This is a genomic window from Stenotrophomonas sp. AS012628 (assembly GCF_010608305.1).
Taxonomy (GTDB): domain Bacteria; phylum Pseudomonadota; class Gammaproteobacteria; order Xanthomonadales; family Xanthomonadaceae; genus Stenotrophomonas; species Stenotrophomonas geniculata.
This window is the reverse complement of the sequence record NZ_VMBJ01000315.1, coordinates 1-214: the sequence shown is the minus strand read 5'-3', so window position 1 is coordinate 214 and position 214 is coordinate 1. Positions and strand designations below refer to the sequence as shown.

The window sequence follows — 214 nt, the reverse complement described above, 5'->3', positions numbered from 1 at the left end:
GACCAGGCGCATCAATTCATCCTGGCGCGGACAGACCAGCGCACGCACACGGGCGTCGTTGGCCAGAATGCGCATCATCAGGTCGCGCTTGCGCTGTACTTCTTCGTGCGACAAGGCCGGGCGCAGACCGTGGCCCAAGCGCTCCATGTGCGCCGCGCATTCGCGCTCCAGCAAGCTCACTTCGTCCCAGTCGCCGCGTTCTGCAGCATCCACC

General features: G+C 65.4%; 1 protein-coding gene. It reads right to left on the bottom strand.

Going from position 1 to position 214, the window contains the following annotated elements; all coding sequences use genetic code 11:
- Positions 1–214: flagellar protein FliT (locus G5A07_RS22080; RefSeq protein ID WP_191864055.1), on the bottom strand; the 214-nt coding region annotated here is incomplete at both ends.